Below are 17,249 nucleotides of genomic sequence, written 5' to 3'. Positions count from 1 at the left end.
ACTGGGGCATGCGGTGTGGGAGGGGGCACCCTGCAAAGGGGCCCTCTACCCGATTTTGAGCGGATTTTCAGGCGCCTGAAGGCGCTTTATGCGCTTTTCGGAACCTTCGTGCAGTGTTCGGCCTCGGCGGCCCGGGCGCATCTTGCGCAGAGCGCTTCCGCTTCCTCTTCCGTGAGGTCTCCGTTTTTGAGCAGATCGCGCATCACACAGGAGACGATGGCTTCGGCGAGTTTTCCGTTTTTGGAGCAGAGTTCGGCAATTCTGCGAAGCTCGGCTTCAGAGAGCTTCCCTTCCTGAGGGACTTCTTGGTTGGCAGCGGGTGAGGTCATGAGAGTCAAATTCCTGAGGTCAATCGGCAAGATCGCTTTTGAGAGAAAAGTCAAAGTCTTCTTCCCGATATCTCACTTCCGGCCAGCTTTCGGCTGCGGCGGAGAGCGCATGAATGGGATTCGCGCATCTCACGGGCCAGGTCATGATGACGGCGCCCGTTGAGAGATCAGTGAGCTGAGCGGCATGCGGGGGCTCGGAGCATCCGGAAAGAATGCGCGAGAGCTCGCGAAGGATGGACGCGGGGTCGTCTGCATCCGTCATGCGCTTCACCCACCCGGCAATTTCGGCGACGCTTCCGATGAGAAAGCCTGCGCTCGAAATGCCCCAGTCGGGTTCCTCCTCGACGTCGGGGAGCGAGTCGGGAGCGGAAACATAAGCAATGCGTCCGTCCCGCGCCGGGGTCCGGTTGAGCCAGATCCTGAGGGCGCTCTCCTCGTCCAGAGCGGCGAATTCCTCTCTGCGTCTCTGCATCGCTTCAGCATCCGCTGCCTCGCACCCAAGCCGGGCCGCCAGAAGCGGCGAGGAAATAACGATTTCTCCGGGGAAGTCTGCGAGCATCTGCGTGCGCGTCATGGGTTCCAGCGAGAGACGCATCGTCCGGGCTGAGTCGTAAAGCGCGTAATGACTGAAATCAAGCATGAAACGAAAATGAGAACAGGTCTTATTTTATGCCGGCCTGAGGCCTTCGGGACCGTTCGTTCTGAGCGGAATACCGTATTGGCGGCGCTTCCGGATCATGCGGACGGTTAAGTCCATTCTAGAAAGAAAAGCGGCTCCGGGCGGGCAGGGATGCACGCGCGAAGCCGCCGGATTGAGGACGGTCGTCCGGACTGACGCTTAGAGCTGAGTCTTGACCGCCTCAGGATCAAAGGCAATGCGGGCGTCGACCGCAATGGGCTCGCCGTCCTTGTCTGAGATCATGAGCGGATTGATGTCGAGCTCCTTCACGAAGCGGTGCACGTGAGCGAGCTGCGAGATCCTGAGGAGCGTTTCCTCAACCTTCTCCATCTGTGCCGGCGTGAAGCCGCGCGCGCCCTCGAGGAGCTTCACGCACTTCACCGAATGAATGAGATCCTTCGCGTCGATGTCGGTAAGCGGCGCGAGGCGGAAGGCCACGTCCTTCAGAACTTCGACGAAGACGCCGCCGAGACCGAACATCACCATGGGCCCGAACTGCGGGTCGGTGGCGATGCCCGTGACGAGCTCGCGCTTCGACTTCACCATTTCCTGAATGAGGACGCCTTCGAGGCCTTCGAGGAGGCCCTTCGCCTCAAGCTTCCCGATGAGGTCGCGGTATTCGCGGCGAAGATCCTCCTCGCTCGCAATCCCGACGCGCACGCCGCCGACGTCGGTCTTGTGGGACGTGGTCTTCGAGGTCATCTTCATGACGACGGGGTAGCCGGTCTTTTGAGCCACGGCGACCGCCTCGTCCTCGGAATGCGCCATGCCGCTTCTGCAGATGCGTATGCCCGCGGCGTCGAGCACGTCGAGCGATTCGCGCGTGGTGAGCTCGCGGCGGCCTTCGCTGGCCGCCGTGCGGAAGATCTCCATCACGCGGTTCGTGTCTTCCGGAAGTTCCGGGAACTCGCCCTCGGGGCGGGCCATCCAGAGCCTCTGGTCGTTGAGGCGCTTCATCGCGTCCGCGGCTTCCTCGGAATACATGTAGAAGGGCACCGTCACCTTCATTTCGGAAAGCTTCGAGAAGAATTCGCTCGTCGTCATGAAGACGCCGACGATGGGCTTCTCGGGATGCGCGGCGCGGATTTCCATGAGGGCCTGAGCGACGTCGATGTCCTTCAAGCCGAGGAAGGGGAGGTAGATCACCATCACCATGTCGACTTCCGGGTCGGCGAGCACCGTTTCCACCGTGCGGCGGTAGTGTTCGAGCGGCGCCGAGGCGATCATGTCGACGGGGTTCTTGACCGAAGCGGCGGCCGGGAGGAATTCGCGCAGCTTCGCCTTCGTTTCGTCGGAAATCTGAGCCATCTGCATGCCGTGGCCGCAGACGGCGTCGGTCGCCATGATGCCGGGGCCGCCCGAGTTGGTGACGATCGCCACGCGGTCGCCCTTCGGAATCGGGCAGTTCGCAAAGACCTTGGCGCTCGAGAAGAGTTCGCGAAGCGAAAGCTCGCGGATGACGCCCGACTGCTTCAAAAGCGCGTCGGCAGCGCGGTCGCCGCCTGCGAGGGATCCGGTGTGCGAGGACGCGGCCGAAGCGCCCGCGGCGGAGCGCCCGGCTTTGAGCGCAAGGACGGGCTTCTTCTTCGAAATGCGGGAAGCAAGGCGCCGGAAGTTGACCGGATCGGGAATAGATTCCATGTAGAGCAGAATCTGCTTCACTTCCGGGTCGTTTTCCCAGTATTCGAGCGCGGTTTCAGCGTTCACGTCCGCTTGGTTGCCGATCGAGACGAACTGCGCGAAGCCGAGGTTGAGGTCCTTCAGAATATTGAGGATGCCGCCGCCCAAGGCGCCCGACTGCGACACGAAGCCGATGTCGCCCGCGACGGGGAGGCTTTCGGCGAAGCAGGCGTCGAGCGAAATTTCCGGATTGGTGTTGACGACGCCGAGGCAGTTGGGACCGACCATCCGCATGCCGTGGGCGCGCACGCGCTCGAGAAGCTCGAGCTCAAGCTTCGCGCCTTCGGCGCCCGTTTCCTTGAAGCCCGCCGAGATGACGACAAGCCCCTTAATGCCCTTCGCATGGCACTGGTCGATCGCTTCAAGCACGCGCGAGGCGTTGACGACGATCACGGCAAGGTCGACGCCGTCGGGGAGGTCTTCAACGCTTTTATAAGCCTTGAGGCCCTCGATCTCGCCGCCCTTGGGATTGACCGGGTAGATGCCGCCTTTGAAGCCGAACTCAATGAGGCGCTTGAGAAGATCGGAGCCGATGGTATGAGGCCTCGTGGAGGCGCCGACGACGGCAACGGCCCTGGGCTTCAGAATGGAGTCGAGCAGCATGGGATGAAGTTCCTTTGGAGTAGGGTTGAGGAGAGCGAAGGCTCTTTCGGCTTCGCCGCCCTGAAGACAGATTTTTTGATTGTATCGAAGCGGCCGGGCGGGAGGTGTCGGCCGAAATGCTTAACCTCAGGGCGAGTTTGCGTGTTGAAGCGAAGACTTCCTGAAAACCAGAGGGAAGTCCGCCCGCGGCGGCGTTGGATTGGGTGTTTTGCTTAGGCGCAGCGCGCCTTCCGTTGGTATTCTGAATCAAACTGGATATTCGCGGACTTGAGGGCCTCAGCGGCCCCGGGGCCGGCCACTTTTTGAGGAAGCACTATGTTTAAGCACTTGAAGCCTTTTGCCGCGCTCTGCGTTGCGGCAGGCATTGCCTTCAGCCTCGCCGGATGCGGCGGGAAGGACGAAGCGGCCGCACCCAAGGCGGCTGCGGCTGCGAAGACGCTCACCATCGGCGTCTCCCCCGTGCCGGGCGGCGACATCATGAATTTCCTGAAGCCGAAGTTCACCGAGAAGGGAGTCGAACTCAAGGTCGTTGAATTCTCCGACTACATTCAGCCCAACATGGCGCTTGCCGACAAGTCGCTCGATGCGAACTTCTTCCAGCACAAGCCCTATCTCGACGACTTTATGAAGCAGCACAACCTCAAGCTCGAGAGCCTCGTGCCGGTCTTCATTGCGCCGATTGCGGTCTATTCGAAGACCCTGAAGGACCCGAAGGCAATTCCCGACGGGGCTTCGGTTTCGATTCCGAACGACCCGACGAACGGCGGCCGCGCGCTGCTGCTTCTGCAGCACTTGGGGCTCATCAAGCTCAACGACCCCAACAACCTCTTCGTGACGCCGGCCGACATTGTCGAAAATCCGAAGAACCTCAAAATCATTGAGGTCGAGGCCGCGCAGCTGCCGCGCTCGCTCGACGACGTCGCGATGGGCGTCATCAACTGCAACTTCGCGCTCGGCGCAGGGCTCAACCCCGTGAAGGATTCGATCGCCATCGAAGCGAAGGATTCGCCCTACGCCAATGTGGTCGCGATCCGCGCGGGCGAAGCCTCGCGCCCGGAAATCCAGACCCTGAAGGAACTCATGAATTCGCCCGAACTGAGGAAATTCATTGAAGAGAAGTACCAGGGGTCGCTTCTGCCGACCTTCTGATCTTCCTGCAGCTTCGTTTCTGAAGCCTGATGATGCGTAAAAGAGCCTTCCCGAACCGTAATGGCGGCGGGGAGGCTTTTCTTTTGGCATGGAGACATTTCAAATGCCTCATTCGCCTTGCGGTATTACCTGCAGTCAGTCACTTTCTCCGGCATGACGGAACTCCGTCAGGCATGATTTCGAAACGGGTCGCGGATCCGTTCTCTCTAATCCCGGGCCAGAGGCCCCGCCCCGGCAGCAGACCACGCCGGCGCGGATGCGCCCGCCCTCGCTTAAACACTACAGAACCGGATTTCAATCATGCAGAAACGTGTATTCCTCAAGCGCTCCGTTGCCCTCGCCGCCGCCTTTGCCGCGGCTCCCTTCCTCGCCGCCTGCGGCAAGGCCGATGAAAAGGCGCCCGCCGCTGCCGCTTCCTCCGCTGCGCCCAGGGCTGCCGCTCCCGCGAAGGTGAAGGTCGCCGTGACGGCAGGTCCCCACGCCGACATCGTGACGAAAGCTGCTGAAGTCGCCAAAAAGAACGGCCTCGACGTTGAGGTCGTTGAATTCACCGACTACATCACGCCTGATACCGCGCTCGCTGAAAAGCAGCTCGACATCGCCGTCTATCAGCATGAGCCGTTCCTGCAGAACTTCAACCGCCAGAAGGGGACGAACCTCGTGGTCGCTGCCAAGGCGGTGGTTCAGCCGATGGGCCTCTATTCGAACAAGATCCATTCGCTCGAGGCGATCCCTGAGGGCGCGAAGGTCGCCATCCCGAACGATCCCTCGAACGGCGGCCGCGCCATCATCCTTCTTGAGAAGGCCGGTCTCGTCAAGGTGAAGGAAGGCGCTCCGGCGCTCCCGACCGTGCACGACGTCGCGGAGAACCCGAAGAAGCTCCAGCTCGTCGAGCTCGAGGCAGCGCAGCTCCCGATCAGCATCAGCGATCTCGACATCGCCTGCGTGCCGATGAACTACGCCGTTTCGGGCGGCCTCGACGTGAAGAAGCAGGGCTTCTACTTCGAATCCTTTGATGCGCCCTTCGCGCTCATCATCATTGCTGCCCGTCCGGACAATGTCGAGAGCGAACCCGTGAAGGCGTTCGTGAAGGCCTATCAGTCTCCTGAAGTTGCCGAATTCATCCGCGGCAAGTTCAACGGTCAGATCCTGCCCGCCTGGGAAGCCCAGAAATAAGCTCCTGATTCAGGCAGTCTGAGAAGCTCAAGGAAAGCGTCGTTCAGAATGATGAGCGGCGCTTTTTCCGCTTCGGGCTAAAATTTCCCGACATTCCGGCAGATTCCTCTGCCCGACAGGATTCAAATCTGCGTAATGCATTCAATTTCCGGAGAAAATCCATGATCCCCACCCGTCATCCGATGGCTGAAATCATTGAGCGCCGCGGCGCGCTCATCATCGACGGTGCCATGTCGACCGCCCTCGAGTCTCTCGGCATGGTTCTGAACGACTCGCTCTGGAGCGCCCGAGCGCTGATCGAGCATCCTGAATACGTGCGCGAGGTTCATCGCCGCTACTTCGAAGCCGGGGCGAACGCCGCCATCACGGATTCCTATCAGGCGACGGAAGCGGGTTTCGGGGCGAAGGGCTTTTCGCGTGAGGCAACGGCGGGCTACATCCGCCGGAGCGCTGAGCTCGCGCGTGAAGCCAAGAACGACGTGCTCCTCGAGCACCCGGATTGGCTCCCGGGCGACCTCATCATTGCGGGCGCGATCGGCCCTTACGGGGCGTATCTCGCGGACGGAAGCGAATACACGGGCGCCTACCATCTCACGCGCGACGAATACGTGAAGTTCCATGAGCTTCGCCTCAATGCGCTCCTTGACGGGGGCGCCGACATCCTCGCGATCGAAACGCAGCCGAGGCTCGACGAAATCGAGGCGATTCTCTCGATGATCGAAAATCGAGACATCACCTGCTGGGTGACGGTGACGCTGAAGGACGGCGAAGCGATGCCCGACGGCACGTCGCCTGAAAAGCTCGCAGAGGTGCTCGACGCCAATCCCCAGGTTGAAGCCTTCGGCCTCAACTGCGTGAAGCGCGAATGGGTGGAGCCCGCGCTCGAAAAGATGCGCGCGAAGACGAAGAAGCCCCTCGTCGTCTATCCGAATTCGGGGGAAACCTACGATCCGGTGACGAAGACCTGGCACGCGCAGGGCCCGCACGAACCCTCCTGGCAGCACTTCGTGCCGCTCTGGGAAAAGACGGGCGCGCTCTGCATCGGCGGCTGCTGCCGCACGCTCCCGCGCGACATTGAGGAGATCTCGAAGATCATCGAGGCTCAGAAGAAGGCGTAACTAAACGCCTGTTCGCTCTGAGGACGGAGCGTGCCTCCTCATCAGAAAAAAAGCTCCCGCTTTCCTGATCGAAGGCGGGAGCTTTGCGCTCATGGAGAAGGATCTGCCCTAAGGCGGCTTCTCTCCAATAGAGGAAAGAACTTCAGAAGGTCTTTTACTTCTTCCAGCCGTAGAACTCCGTCACGGTCTTCCAGGCGATGCGCCTCAGGAATGCGCTCGTTTCGGGCGGAAGAGGCTTTTCGCACTCGCCGGCATATTTAATGTCGACGGGCGAGCGGTTGAAGAGTGTGCTGTAGAGCACGGCGCCGTAGAGGTAGGTGCCGGCAGCAGACGGATGGCTCTTGTCGGGCATGTAGAGCTCGAGCTCAGGCCTCTCCCGGATCGCTTCCATGAAGGCGAGTCCGACCGGGATCACCTGCGTCCTTGCTTCGTTTGCGATCCGGATCGTCGTGTCGGCGAGCTTTTTGATTTCGTGGGGCTTGTCCTTTTTCGGCCACGTCATCACAACCATCGGGACGCTTCCGGCCTTGCGGATGATCTCGGAATCAAGCTTCACGTACTTTTCGAAGTAGGGCGCGCGCTTTGCAGACGTTGCCCCTGCGGAATTTTCCTGAAGGAGAACCACGTCGAACATCGGATGCTCGAGCTTTCCGTCCTTCACTTTTGCGTATGGGTCCTGCTCATGGGGCGACAAATAGAACGGCATGTCGTGGAAGGAAAGCGACCCGGAGCTGATGGTGAGGAGCCGCGTCTTCATGTTTTCCTTCGGCTTCCCTTCCTTCATGAAGCCGCGAAGATACGTGTGCACGCCGCAGTTGTAGAAGGAGTAGGAGTTGCCGACCAGGAGCGCGACTTTCGGGGACGAAGCGAGCGGCGCCGTGACCTCGGGCTTCACGGTGTTTTCAAGCGCTGATGCCGAACCCGAGAGGAGGATGCCGGCAGCGAGACCGGCTGCAATGAAGAGCGTTTTCATTTTTCAAATCTCAACAAAAGAAATCAGAACTTGTGCACGAGACCGACCGCAATCTGCTCGCGGTCAAGGTCGCCGTCGCCGTTGTAGATGGAGTAGCGCGAGTCGCCAAGGCCCTTTCTGCCCTCAAGATGAGAGACCACGCCGTAGACGTTCGTGCGCTTGCTTAAAGGATAGGTGTAGCCCGCGGCGACTGCCCAGTAGCCCGCATCCTTTCCGAGGGATCCCACCTTATTGCTCGCGATGTCGCGGCCGTTTTCGCCGTCAACCAGAATGCCGCTCAGACGGATGACGCCGCCCGCGCAGGGAATTTTCGCGCCCAGCATGAAGCTGTCGCCTTCCCAGTTTTCAATCTGGGCGCTGTTGCTGCCGCCCGTTTTGGGCGTGATTTTGATGCTCTGCAGGGAGCCCACGCGATCGAGCCCCCAGCCGCGCTGGTAGGCGGCGAGAAGCTCCATGAAGCCGAAATCATAGGAAGCGCCGAGGAAGAGCGTCCTCGGGTTCTTGTCCTGATTGTCCGCTTCGTCCGCGCGGTTGAGGATGATTTCCTCGGCGCCCACCATCATGCCGAAGTTCCCGTACTTCCAGTCGAGCGTTCCTCCGATGAACCGCGTGTTGTCGGACCATTCGGCCGCCTCATCGCCCTTCGTATTGAAGGACCCGGAGATTACAGCTGTGAAGCCCGCCACGGTGGGCGACTTGTAGAAAATGCCGTTGTCGACGCGTCCGCCCTTGCCGTAGAAGAGAAGACCCGCGTCGCCGTAGGTAACGCCGAAGGGCGTGAAGCGCGAAATGCGGGTGAACTGATCGGACCCGGAGAGCGGCTTCCCGGCGCGGCCGAAAGCAATTTCGCCCAGATCCTTATTGAAGATTGAGAGCGTTGACTGACGTCCGAAAATGGTGCCGGCGGACGAGAGTTCGCCCGAGTCCGCGGAAAAGCCCGATTCGAGCACAAAGCGGACCTGCCAGTCGTCGTTAAGCGCTTCCTTTCCCTTGAAGCCGAAGCGCGAGCCGGAGGACCGTCCGGAGACCATGGCGAAGGTGTCCGACGACTCGCCGTTGTTGAGCGTATAGAGGAAGCCGGTGTCGATGCGGCCGTAAAGGTCGACGTCTGCGGCCTGCAGGGCGCCTGAGGCCAGGAGTGCGGCGGCAATGAGGGAAATTCGGAATGGCTTCATGGCGGAGCTCCTCGAAAGAGGCTTTGTTTGAGGGATTGAGCAAACAATAGAAGCCGGGCGTTTTTTGCGAAACGCCCTGTCGCGCAAAGTAGCTTTGCGGTTTCTGCAAAGGATGGAAGACGAAAAGAGGTTTGAGCGGAGAGAGATCTCCCCATGCAATGAGGCATGAGTCCGGAAAAATTCCGGCGTGGACTCCGGAAAAATTCCTGAATGAGACATCTGAAGCCGGGTCCCGACGACGATAGGGGAGGAATCGGGCGGCTCTAGTCAATCTTCGGCACTTCGCAAAATGAGAACCGGATGGAAGCAATTGCATGGATGACAAAAGGATTAGCTTCTATAGGTTATGAATTTTCATGAAAATCAGTAATTACCCCTAATTTTGTCTTCGTTTCAGGTGCGTTCCGACCGGCAGAATGCCCGCCCATAACAGAACTCAATGCAGCCGCCTGCGGCTGCCGCATCCACTACGGAGACCATTTTGAAGAATTCATTCAAGCTCGCCGCAGCTGCCATTGCTCTTTCCGCGGCCTTCACTTCGACCGTTCATGCCGCGGGCTTCCAGCTCACCGAACAGTCCGCGGGCGCGCTCGGCCGCGCCTACGCGGGCGTCGGCGTCGACGGCACCGATCTTTCGGGCGTCTACTTCAATCCCGCCACGATGGTTCTTCATCCCGGCACGCAGATGCAGGCGGGCTTCGTCGGCATCGGCCTCAATCTGGAATACGCCGGCGACAACGGCACGAAGGAAAACGGCCGTCAGGCAAGCCAGGCGATTCCGCACGGGTTCATCACGCACCAGATCAACGACAGCACCTGGGTGGGCCTCGCCATGACGGTTCCGTTCGGCATGGGCACGGAATACAACGACAACTGGGAGCATGCGGATCACGGCATTTCGGCCACGATTCTCACCTTCGACTTCAACCCGAACGTTGCCTGGAAGGCGACGGAGAAGCTGAGCTTCGGCGCTGGCGTGTCGCTGCAGTACGCGCAGGCGGATCTCAAAAAGCGCAATGTCCTGGCCGGTGAAGGAGCCCAGGCGATTTCAGCCGAATCCGAAATCGATGCCGACAGCTGGGCCTGGGGCTTCAATCTCGGCATGATGTGGTCGCCGACGGAAAACTTCCGCGTAGGCGTTTCCTACCGCTCGAAGATCAAGCATGATGCCGAAGGCGACTTCACGCTGAAGAACGCAAAATTGGGTAATACCTCGATTACTGGCGGCAATTTGATCGATATGGCTGGCGGTCTCGAAGATGGCAGCTTGGGCCAGCAAAAACTCATGCAACTCGGCATGGCCCTCAATACGCAGTCCTTCGACGGCTACGCTACGGTTACGGCTCCCGCCTGGGCCATGGCGAATGTCGCCTGGGACGTGAATGACCTCCTCAGCCTCTACGGCACCTTCCGCTGGACGGACTGGTCGTCCTTCGACGAACTCGACATCACGACCAATGTGACCGGCGTCGGCGGGCAGGTGGTCAACAAATGGAAGGACACCTACATGGGTTCCGTCGGTGCGGACCTTCGCCTCACGGACTGGTGGACGCTTCGCGGCGGCGTCGCCTATGAAACCTCGCCGATCGATAAGCCTGAATACCGCACGGCCATCATTCCGGATGCCCGCCGCTGGTGGTTTGCTGTGGGCTCGAGCTTCAAGTTCGACGACAACCTTGTGATGGATCTTGCCTTTGCGCACCTCCACGGCGTCGGCGAACGGAGCCTTTACGACAACGGCGAGAAGATCGGCAAGTTCAGAAAGCTTGACGCCTATCTCATCGGCGCTCAGCTCCAGTACAAATTCTGATTTCGCTTGAGCTGAAATACTCAAAGAAAGAGCCCGTCGGCGAAAAACCGGCGGGCTTTTTCTCGCAGTTATTCTGTTTGATTTCGTCAGAAGAATAGGAGGACGGTGACGAAGCAGACAAGCATCGGGATGGCGGTGCGCTTCACTAGCTCGAGCGGATTCACCTTGCAGAGGCCGGCCAGAAGAATCACGACGCCAGCCACTGGGCTCATCGTGCGGCCAAACTGAGCGCAGATGAGCGCCGTGTTGCCGAGGTCGCTGATCGTCATGCCGAGTTCAGCGGCATGCGGGGTCACCGCTTCATTAAAGGCGAAGGTCGCGGCGTCGCCGGAGCCCGTGAGGATCGCCATCAGGAAGACGCCGCTGCCGCCGCCGATTCTGGCGTATTCGCCCACGTTTTTAAGCGCTTCGATGAGGGCGTCGACGAGACCGGCTTCGCGGAGGCCGCCCGCAAAGACGCCGGCTGCAATGATGATGCCGAGGACATTTCCGTAGCCCTTGCCTGCGCCGTTGAAGAATTCCGTAACGGCCTTCTGCGGATTGCAGAGCGTGACGATGAGCGTATAGATCGCGCCGATCAGCATGGCATGCGCAACGCCCATCTTGAGGAAGGGAACGCAGGTGTTGCCGAGAAGGAGGATGACCAGCGGAACAAGGGGCGCAGCAGCCCAGAGCGGATTGATTCGCTCGATCTGGCTTCCCATGCTGTCAATGCCTTCGAGCTTCACGGAGCTGCGGTGATCCTTGAGAAGGAATTCCACGACGGTAACGAGCACGGCGCCGAGGAGAATCATCGAGGCGTACATGACCGAATGGCTGATGATGAAGGCCATGGGTTCCATGCCGGCCATTCCGGAGATCATCACCGGATGGGGGCCGCCGGGGTTGAAGCAGGAGCCGAAGGTGCCCGCGAGAATCGCGGCGCCTGCGCCGGCCGGGCTGATCCCGGCGCGGATCATGACGGGAAGGAGCGTCGTCGCGACGGCTGCGGCGCATCCGGCAGCTGACGGAATGGCGGCATTGATGATCGCAGTCACGATCGTGCAGGCCGGGATCAGAAAGATGCCGAGCGCCTTCATCGGGCGCGTGAGGAGCTGCACGAGATGCATGTCGGCCTTCGTGAAGCTCACGAGATATGCAAAGCCCATTGCCGAGCAGATCGACTGAATGAGGCCGGCATTGGTCATGCTCTTAGCGAACTGATTGAGGCCCGCCATCGGGTTGAGCGAAATGCAGCAGAGGAAGAGGCCGGCGGTGAGGAGCACGAGCCTCGTTTCAATGCGCTTTACGAGCGCAATGACCGTAAGGATGACGACGACGATTGCCGCCCAGAAGGTAAAGGTTTCCATTTCCAGACTCCGAGGGAGCGTCTGTTGGGGGTGCAGGGGACCGCCTTCATTGCCCGCAGACCGGGCGGGCAATGAAGCGGAAGGCGGAATTCAGAGGGAGCGCAGGTCAGAACCAGTGCTGCATGCCGGCACGGAACATCGTGCGGGTGAGGCCGCCCGTGGAGTCGGCCATGTCTTCGAGATCGTCCTCAGCCTTCGAGTAGGAGAGGACCGTGAAGATGCGGGTCTTTTTGCTGAGCTTGTATTCGAGGCCTGCGGTGGCGATGTGGCGGGAGCCTTCGAGCTTCTTCGCCTCGTCTTCGCCTGTGAGCACGTTCTGCTCGCCGTCGAAATACATGTAGGAGCCGAGCATGCGGAGATCTCCCGTGATCTTCCACTGGAAGCCCGCGAGCGCGCTCACGCCCCTGACGCCTTCTTCCTGGGTGATCTTCCCGCTGAAGCCTTCGCTGTCGGTATAGACCGTGCTGTTGGCGCTCCAGCCGGCAACGGAGCGCCAGCCATCCTGGTACTGAAGGGCGGCGAAAAGCTTCCATTCTGGCGTCGCCTGAAGCGTGGCGCCGAGGGTGTAGGCCTGGGCGTCGTCCGGAGCGCCGGCAAGCTTCTTCGTCGTCGCAACGCCGCTCTTACTGAGCGTGCTCGAGGAGCGCGGCGTCCACTGCTGGGTGGCGCCCAAAGAAATGAAGACCGGACCGTTTTCATAGGTCATTGCGCCCGAGAGCAGGCGGTTGTTGAGGCGTTCGGACGCATTTTCCTGACCGGAGGTCTGAAGCGAGTAGGTGAGGCCTGCACGGAAGCCGTTCATCCTGGGCGAGACGTAGGTGATGGTGTTGTTTCCTCTCGGGTCGTTGCCGAAGACGGTTGAAATGGAGCTGTCCGAACCGTACCCGGTTTCAAACGGGTCAAGCCAGGCGAGGCCGAGCGAATAGGGAGACATGGTGGAGCGCACCGATCCCATGCGGCCGAAGCCGATTTCGCCCATGGCTTCGCTTCTGAGCGCCAGAACGGCGCGGCGGTCGAAGAGCATGGCGGAAGAGGAGCCGCCGCCCGTGTTGGTGAGCGCGCCGTCATCGGAATTGAAGCCGCTCTCAAGATATCCCTTCACGGAGAGGCCGTCGCCGAGATCTTCCCTGATGTTGAGGCCCCAGCGGGAGCCCTCGTTAAGCATTTCAAACTTGTTGACGGATCCTTCATTGATATGCATATAGCGCATTGAAGTTTCGACTTTGCCGTAAAGCTCGACATCGGCGGCAGAAGCGAATCCCGTCGTAAGGGCGGTGAGAAGAGCGGCGGCAAGCAGGTTCCGGGTCGTTGCGTGCATGAGTATCTCCCTGAGGCATGCGCTTTATTGAATCTGCGCATGGGTTTTGTGTATTGAAGGTGAAAAAAAGAATGCGGCCGGCTTTCTTTGCTGAATATTGTTAATGGCTTCAATAACAATGGAAATATGAGGGTAAGCCTCAGAGAATTAACTTTTAAAAGTTAAAAGATTACCTCTTAGTGATTATATTTATATTTTAATAAATCCATATAAAACAAATTAATGAGAATTTGTTTTTTGGGATTTCAATCAGTTGACTGACTTCTGATTGGGGTGAATGCTTTAGAAGAATTAAAAATGGATGACCCATAATTGACGCATCTGCAGGGACGCCCTGAATAACCCCTGAAATACGAGTTGATAAAAATGAATATTGATAATCGCTATACCGAGGAAATGGTCGAATTCCGCCGGTCATTTCATCAGAAGCCGGAGACCGGCTGGACCGAGTTCCGCACGACGTCGATCATCGTCAGGCGTCTGCGCGAACTGGGATTCGAGGTTCATGAAGGACTGGAAATCATCAATCCCGACTTCGTGATGGGGCGCTATCCCGAAGAAGTTGAGGCTGCCCGCAGGCGGGCAATCTCCGAAGGGGTGGCGGAAGCCGATATCGACGCCATGGAGGGCTACACCGGCGCCGTCGGCATCTGGCGCACGGGGCGCCCCGGCCCCGTCACGGCGCTGAGGTTCGATATTGATGCGCTTTACGTGCCGGAAACGAAGAATCCCGATCACATTCCGAATCGGTGCGGCTTTGCCTCTGAACATCAGGGTCTTATGCATGCCTGCGGACACGACTGCCACACGGGCGTGGGGCTCGCCATTGCACACTGGATCAAGGACCATGCCGATCAGCTTACGGGCACGCTGAAGCTTATTTTCCAGCCTGCGGAGGAGGGAACGCGCGGGGCGCTCGCCATGGCTGAAGCGGGCGTCGTCGACGACGTCGACAACCTGATTGCGTCGCACATCGCCTGCACGCCTCGTCTCGGCGAAGTGTCGATTACGGATCCGGGCTACAACGCAACGATCAAGTTCGATGTTCATTTTGAAGGCCGGCCCGCGCATTCGGTGGCCAACCCCCAGGACGGCCGCAATGCGCTGATGGCGGCATGCCATACGGCGGTGATGGTGGGAAGCCTGCCGCGGCACGGCGCGGGTCTCACCACGGTGAGCTGCGGCAAGATTCTTGCGGGCGAGATGCGCAACGTCGTCCCCGTTCATGCCGTCATGCAGATGGAAGTGCGCGGCGCAACGAACGAGCTCTGCCAGTACGTCTTCGGCCAGGTGGAGCGCGCCGTGAAGGCCTGCGCGGAAGCCTTCGACGTGAAGGAAAAAATCGTCAAGGTGGGCGAGGCCTGGACAATGAATCCGACGCCGGAACTCGCGGCGATCCTTGAGAAGCATGCCTGCGAGGTGGTGGGAAGCGACCATGTCTTCCACTACAGCGAAAAGGGCGGGAGCGAAGATGCAACCATCCTGATGGCGCGCGTTCAGCAGCACGGCGGCCGTGCGGCGCACTTCTACTACGGCGCCGACCATACGGGCAACCACCGTTCCGACTTTGATCCCGACGATGTGAAGAGCATGCCCGTGGGCTTTACGGTGCAGACCCTTGCGATCATGGATCTGAACGGCAGAAAGGATTGAGTTTCTTCATTTTTTCAGAGCCTTACCTTCAGGCATGAGCCTTTCGCGGGGGCGGCTTCCCATAGGCCGTCCCCCTTTTTTTGCACATCACTCTTCAGGCATACGGATCATTTGAGACATGAATATTCTTAAAAGCAGATGGGCGCAGCTCGCGCTCTTCGGACTTTCCAATCTTTTTGCCGGGTCGCTCTACTCCTGGAGCATTCTTTCAGCGGCCCTTGCCGTCAAGCTGAGCGAGAGCGGAGAAGCAGTGAGCGCCGCTGATCTGGGATGGATTTTCGGCGTGGCGAGCGCGGTGAATCCCATTGCCATGATTGCGGGCGGCTGGGTGAATGACCGTCTCGGGCCGCGTCTTTCCCTGTGTGCGGGCGGCCTCATGATCGGAACGGGCCTCATTCTTTCTTCTCTTGCTACTTCGCCCGGCATGCTCGCGCTCTCCTACGGCGTCTGCTTTGGTCTGGGGGTCGGCCTTTCCTACGTGAGCACGATCGGCGCCTCAATGAAGCTTTTCCCGGATCGAAGGGGACTTGCGGGCGGTCTCGTCACGATGGCGTATGGTCTTTCGTCTATGATGATTCCGCCGATTGCGGCGGGGCTTATTGCGGAATTCGGCATCAGCGGCGCCATGTCGACCCTCGGCGCTCTCTGCGGCGGCGTGATCATCTGCTGCGGACTCCTCTCGAAAAAGCCTGAGGAAGGAGAAGCGAAGCCGCTCGGCGATTCGCGGGAAAAGGCAGCAAAGAGCGCAGGGGGCGCGGATCTGGACTGGAAGGGGATGCTGGGCACGCTCCGCTTCTGGCTCATGCTCGCGCTTTTCATCTGCGGCAGCATTCCGGCGATGATGATCATTTCCGGAGCTGCATCGCTCGCTCAGTCTGAGGGCGGACTCTCGACGGCGGCAGCCGCGGCGGCTGTTTCTGCCATTGCCGTCGCGAATACCTGCGGGCGCTTTGCGAGCGGCATTGCATCGGACCGCTTTGGAAGAATCCCGACGCTGATGCTTTCGCTCGTCGCGGCTGGGGCGGGTCTCGGGCTGCTTCTCGCGCAGACGGGATCGGTCGTCCTCTTTTTTGCCGGCATCTGCCTTGCGGCGTGGTGCTACGGGAGCTTCGTCGGCATTTATCCCGGCTTCACGATTGAGGAGTTCGGCGCGCGGCACGCAAGCGTCAATTACGGCATTATGGCGGCCGGATTCTCTTCTGCCGGCATCATCGGTCCGATGCTCCTCAGGCTGCAGGCAGAATCGAGTTCTCTTCCCTTCACGGCTGCGCTCTGCGTTTCTGCCTTCGGCCTTGTGCTTGCCTTAGCCGTCAGGCCGCTCTGCGGTAGTATGAAGAAGACCTCCTGACTCTTTCGAAGGAAAATCAAAATGACGCCGAGTCCGTTCTTTCCCGCTCTCCAGCGCAAAGCGCTCTATGAAGCCGTTAAGGACGAAATACTCATGCGCATTCGTCAGGATGTCTGGAAAGCCGGCTCGATGCTGCCCAATGAAATCGAGCTCGCCCGGCTTTTCAATGTGAGCCAGGGAACGGTTCGGCGCGCGCTTCATGAACTCGTCGAAGCGGGACTCCTTGTCAGAAGGCAGGGAAAAGGCACCTTCGTGAACGAATACGGCACGAACCGCGACTATACGCAGCGCCAGTTCGTCCGCGTGCGCCCAGATCGGGAGGGCGTCTGGAGATCCCGGGCGCGGCTCATTAAGTTCGAGCGGGTGCCTGCCAGCGTCAAAACTGCCGGACTTCTGGACATTCCTCCGGCTTCTCCCGTCATTCATGTGCGCCGGGAGCTTCAGGCGATTCTTTCGGGCGAGGAAGGCGTTACGGAAGCCTTCGATGAGATCTTCCTCCCGGAAGAGGTCTTCCCGACGCTCACGGAGGAAGTGCTCTCGGCGGACGTGAGGAGTCTCTACAGCCTCTACCAGTCGGAATGCGGCGTGACGGTCTCCAAAGTGGAGGATTCCGCCAAGGCGACGCTCATCAATCCGGAGCAGGCTGCCGCTGCCGGCGTGGCGATGCCCTATCCGGCCATTCTGCTCCGGCGCATTTCCTATGCGGTTACCGGTCGGCCCGTTGAGCTGCGGTATCTCACGACCATTACCGACCGGTGCCATTTCGTTTTTAATTAGGCCTGCTCCGGGCGGAGCAGTGATCCCGCATAAAGAACTTTCCGACAGGATCCTTCCGCGTCGGAATGTCGCGTCCTTGTTCTTCTCCTCAATGAATGTTCTGATCCTGAGC

Annotated in this window: 14 protein-coding genes; 7 read left to right on the top strand and 7 right to left on the bottom strand. The window is 59.7% G+C overall.

Features of this window, described 5'->3' with window-relative positions; all coding sequences use genetic code 11:
* Positions 1-86: 86 nt before the first annotated feature.
* From Q0106_RS08295 to Q0106_RS08285, 3 genes are all read right to left on the bottom strand, one after another.
* Positions 87-329: a hypothetical protein gene (locus tag Q0106_RS08295; protein WP_297611446.1), complete on the bottom strand. Its 243-nt coding sequence runs from the start codon at positions 327-329 to the stop codon at positions 87-89.
* Positions 330-348: 19 nt separating this feature from the next.
* A complete protein-coding gene (locus Q0106_RS08290) occupies positions 349-969 on the bottom strand; it encodes a hypothetical protein (protein WP_295490364.1) in 621 nt (206 codons plus the stop codon).
* Positions 970-1,167: 198 nt separating this feature from the next.
* Positions 1,168-3,291, bottom strand: a complete 2,124-nt coding sequence (locus Q0106_RS08285; protein WP_297611443.1) for an acetate--CoA ligase family protein — start codon at positions 3,289-3,291, stop codon at positions 1,168-1,170.
* Between the two features lie 315 nt (positions 3,292-3,606).
* Here Q0106_RS08285 and Q0106_RS08280 point away from each other — a divergent pair, with 315 nt between their 5' ends.
* From Q0106_RS08280 to mmuM, 3 genes are all read left to right on the top strand, one after another.
* Positions 3,607-4,440, top strand: a complete 834-nt coding sequence (locus tag Q0106_RS08280; RefSeq protein WP_297611441.1) for a MetQ/NlpA family ABC transporter substrate-binding protein — start codon at positions 3,607-3,609, stop codon at positions 4,438-4,440.
* A gap of 300 nt (positions 4,441-4,740) precedes the next feature.
* On the top strand, positions 4,741-5,616 hold the full coding sequence (locus Q0106_RS08275) for a MetQ/NlpA family ABC transporter substrate-binding protein (RefSeq protein WP_297611438.1): 876 nt from the start codon (positions 4,741-4,743) through the stop codon (positions 5,614-5,616).
* A gap of 161 nt (positions 5,617-5,777) precedes the next feature.
* Complete coding sequence (gene mmuM, locus Q0106_RS08270) at positions 5,778-6,734, top strand: homocysteine S-methyltransferase (protein ID WP_297611435.1); 957 nt, start codon at positions 5,778-5,780, stop codon at positions 6,732-6,734.
* 154 nt (positions 6,735-6,888) lie between these two features.
* Here mmuM and Q0106_RS08265 read toward each other — a convergent pair whose 3' ends face one another.
* Positions 6,889-7,707: an SGNH/GDSL hydrolase family protein gene (locus tag Q0106_RS08265; RefSeq protein WP_297611432.1), complete on the bottom strand. Its 819-nt coding sequence runs from the start codon at positions 7,705-7,707 to the stop codon at positions 6,889-6,891.
* 23 nt (positions 7,708-7,730) lie between these two features.
* On the bottom strand, positions 7,731-8,882 hold the full coding sequence (locus tag Q0106_RS08260) for a porin (protein ID WP_297611429.1): 1,152 nt from the start codon (positions 8,880-8,882) through the stop codon (positions 7,731-7,733).
* A 481-nt stretch (positions 8,883-9,363) separates the two neighbouring features.
* Between Q0106_RS08260 and Q0106_RS08255 the strand changes: the two genes are divergently transcribed.
* Complete coding sequence (locus Q0106_RS08255) at positions 9,364-10,692, top strand: outer membrane protein transport protein (RefSeq protein WP_297611426.1); 1,329 nt, start codon at positions 9,364-9,366, stop codon at positions 10,690-10,692.
* An 86-nt stretch (positions 10,693-10,778) separates the two neighbouring features.
* Here Q0106_RS08255 and dcuC read toward each other — a convergent pair whose 3' ends face one another.
* Positions 10,779-12,041, bottom strand: a complete 1,263-nt coding sequence (gene dcuC / locus Q0106_RS08250; RefSeq protein WP_297611423.1) for a C4-dicarboxylate transporter DcuC — start codon at positions 12,039-12,041, stop codon at positions 10,779-10,781.
* Positions 12,042-12,147: 106 nt separating this feature from the next.
* The gene (locus tag Q0106_RS08245; RefSeq protein WP_297611420.1) at positions 12,148-13,359 is read right to left on the bottom strand and encodes a porin; all 1,212 of its coding nucleotides are present in this window, start codon (positions 13,357-13,359) and stop codon (positions 12,148-12,150) included.
* 366 nt (positions 13,360-13,725) lie between these two features.
* On the opposite strand from Q0106_RS08245, the gene Q0106_RS08240 reads away from it, so the two are divergent.
* From Q0106_RS08240 to Q0106_RS08230, 3 genes are all read left to right on the top strand, one after another.
* Complete coding sequence (locus tag Q0106_RS08240) at positions 13,726-15,012, top strand: amidohydrolase (protein WP_297611417.1); 1,287 nt, start codon at positions 13,726-13,728, stop codon at positions 15,010-15,012.
* Between the two features lie 118 nt (positions 15,013-15,130).
* Positions 15,131-16,360 (top strand): MFS transporter, encoded by a 1,230-nt coding sequence (locus tag Q0106_RS08235; RefSeq protein WP_297611415.1) that lies wholly within the window; start codon positions 15,131-15,133, stop codon positions 16,358-16,360.
* 21 nt (positions 16,361-16,381) lie between these two features.
* Complete coding sequence (locus Q0106_RS08230; protein WP_297611413.1) at positions 16,382-17,137, top strand: GntR family transcriptional regulator; 756 nt, start codon at positions 16,382-16,384, stop codon at positions 17,135-17,137.
* Positions 17,138-17,249: the final 112 nt, after the last annotated feature.

This window comes from uncultured Sutterella sp. (assembly GCF_937923675.1).
In the GTDB taxonomy this organism is placed as follows: Bacteria; Pseudomonadota; Gammaproteobacteria; order Burkholderiales; family Burkholderiaceae_F; genus Sutterella.
This window is presented reverse-complemented; position numbering and strand designations above follow the sequence as displayed.